This is a genomic window from Candidatus Cloacimonadota bacterium (assembly GCA_011372345.1).
Classification (GTDB): domain Bacteria; phylum Cloacimonadota; class Cloacimonadia; order Cloacimonadales; family TCS61; genus DRTC01.
Genome location: DRTC01000395.1, coordinates 1 through 3,066, shown reverse-complemented (window position 1 = coordinate 3,066; position 3,066 = coordinate 1). Strand labels below are relative to the sequence as shown.

2 protein-coding genes and 1 riboswitch are annotated in these 3,066 nt (G+C 36.2%); of the genes, one reads left to right on the top strand and one right to left on the bottom strand.

All coding sequences use genetic code 11. The features are described from left to right. On the bottom strand, window positions 1-975 hold a 975-nt coding region (locus ENL20_07770; GenBank protein ID HHE38458.1), incomplete at its 3' end, for a sodium:solute symporter family protein. A gap of 329 nt (window positions 976-1,304) precedes the next feature. Further along, window positions 1,305-1,407, top strand: a riboswitch (TPP riboswitch). A gap of 157 nt (window positions 1,408-1,564) precedes the next feature. Between ENL20_07770 and ENL20_07765 the strand changes: the two genes are divergently transcribed. Beyond that, window positions 1,565-3,066: hypothetical protein (locus ENL20_07765; GenBank protein HHE38457.1), on the top strand; the 1,502-nt coding region annotated here is incomplete at its 3' end.

Sequence of the window (3,066 nt, the reverse complement as noted above, 5' to 3'; positions counted from 1 at the left end):
GAATCCTCTAATCCCATCGGGTAGGATTTGCAGAGCATAGATCAAATAAGCTTTATCAGATGCTGCTTCCGGAATAACCGCACGAGCATACATTGCTCCGGAGGTCGTGCAAATATCGAATAAAATCCAGATAACAGTAGAAATTAGAATTCCATTTTTCGCGGTTTTTGTATTTTTAGCAGCAAAAACCCGCTGATAAAAATTCGGATCGACCAATGTTGAAAGCGCGATAAATCCCCAGACAAGAGTCGTTGCAATTCCTTCTCCACCGGTTATAGTAAAATGAGCAGCAGGAAGGTTTTCTTTTAGAAAACCGAATCCTCCAAAAAGTTTAATAGAAAACACGAGTACTAAAAAAACTCCGAGACACATCACGAAAAACTGAATTATGTCGGAGAAAACAACAGCTCGAAAACCCCCGAACAAAGTATAAAGAATAACAACCGATACTCCGATAAACATCGCCAGCCAGACATCTAATCCGAATAATGCTTGAATAAGCAATCCTAAACTGATAACATACGCGATAGGAAGAACATTGAAAAAATTGAAAACAGCACTTAATTTCCCGGCTTTCGGACCGAACATTTTCTCAACCAGATCGGGAAGTGTAACCGCTTTATATTTATAAACCTTATGGGTTATAAAAAAAGCAAATATAATGTACGAAACATACCAGAAAACACCCTGCGTAATAAAATTAAAAATTCCCTGCTCAAAGGCGATTTTCGTAACTCCGAAAATCCCTCCATACCAGGTTGCGACCAGAGTTGCGACGAACATTGGCAGGGTGAGTTGTCTTCCCATTAATAACAGATCAAGAAAAGCGGGTTCTTTTTTTCCTGAGATTTTTTTCTTTTTTAAAGAATATCCATAAATAACCGCAGAAACCGTTAGCACCAGAATTGAGAAAAACACGATCCAATCTGAATTACTCAAAATCGTTCTATAATCTATCGAAGTTTTAAAATCCAACTTATTATTCCTTTTTATAGACCTTACGGATGGTCGAGGAACGATTTAAAATCCTGAAACTCTTTCAAGTATTCCACCAGGAATAGACCTCCGTAAAGGTTGGAGTTCGGCTATTCAACTATTGCGAAGATCAAAATTTACTTCGGAACTTTTCGACCATTCGCAAGGTTATTTTCCTGTTCCCAAATGCAATTTGGGAATGAGATAACCATTCGCAAGGTTTTCAAATTTAAAGAAGCGTAATTCCGGTCAAATATATTTTATTTTTAAAAAAATATTTGACAGCAAAATGACCATCAAAGTCTTTTGTCTCAGTTCTTTAATAAAATTAGTTGATTCAGGGGTGCTTCCGACAATTAACGGATTGCTGAGAAAATACCCTTAGAACCTGATCTGGATAATGCCAGCGGAGGAAAATTGGAAAATATTTTAAAACCACATTCCGGTTTTTTAGCTGGGATGTGGTTTTTTTTGTGTAACACAAACATCCTTGTTTGTGATCGTTAGTAAGATCGTCCTGATGAGTAAATTTTGAGAAAAATAAAAAATACTTCAAAGCAGGAGCTTTGAGTTACAAAAGGAGATAAAGATGACTAAAAAAATTCTATTTTATACTTTAGTGATGGTTATTTTCAACATCAATATTTTTGCTGATACTATTTTTGGATCAATCCTGGATGAATCCAACGACAAACCAATTTCAGCAGCGAATGTGCAATTATTGGAGAAAAAGTTGATTACTTATACCAACGCTGCTGGTGAGTTTTATTTTCAGGAAATCGAACCTGGTAATTATACCATTTCAATAAAAAGAATCGGATACGAAACTAAAGATATCCAAATATCGACATCCGAAAAAGCACTTATCAAATTAAAATTAGAACCAAGAATAATCGAAGGAATTTTCATTACTGAAACTCGAGCAAAAGACAGAGAAACTCCGGTTACATTTATGACAGTTTCCAAAGAAGAAATTCAGGAAAATTATTCGGTTCAGGATATTCCGCTTTTGATGTCCGATACTCCGAATGTTCATTCCTATTCTGATGCCGGAAGCGGACTCGGTTATTCTCACCTCAAGATCAGGGGTTTTGATCAGAAGAGGATTGGGGTGATGATCAACGGAATTCCTCTGAATGATCCGGAAGATCACCAGGTTTACTGGATCGATATGCCGGATTTTGCAGAAAGCTTGAGTGATATCCAATTCCAGCGAGGAGTCGGTAGTTCGCTGTATGGAGTATCAACTTTTGGTGGATCTCTGAATATGCAGACGAGTGATCTGTCTTCTCCCAATAAGGTCGAAGTTTTCAGTAATTATGGAAGTTTTAACACCATCAAGTTCGGTGTAAAAACCAGTTATAATTTTCCGGAAAATTACCAAACCAGATTGAGATTATCCCGGATCGTATCCGATGGTTACCGCGATAATTCCGAAACAAAACTCTGGGCTTATTTTTTCAATCTTTCTCGAAACAGCAAAAAATCTGCAACCGAACTGAATATTTATGGTGGAAACGAACTTACACAGGCTGCCTGGTATGCTTCTTATGAAGGAGATTTGGAGGAAAATCATCAGCATAATCCGATCACCTATCAAAACGAGATCGATGATTTTGATCAACCGCATTTTGAATTTCATCACAAATATTTTCTCAATGAAAAAATGAATTTTAAGAATTCGCTGTTTTATATTCATGGGAATGGATATTATGAACAATATAAATTCAATAGAAACCTCTGGGAATACGGATTAGTTGAGGAAGATAACGATGAAGAACTGGATATCATCCGGCAGAAACTGGTCAAAAAAAATCATTACGGCTGGATCACACAAATGAATTTTAAACATCTGAATGGAGACCTTACTTTTGGTAGTTATTTGAGCCTTTTTGACAGTGATCATTGGGGCGAGATCGAGTCGGTTAAAAATGCTGATATTTATGGAATTCAATATGAGAAAGGACAAAGATATTATAATTATAAGGGTGAAAAAAAATATATTACTTTTTACCTCGATGATTCCTTCCGTTTAATTCCAAATTTGAATGTCATGGCAAATCTCTATTTTCAGAATATTGATTACAAATT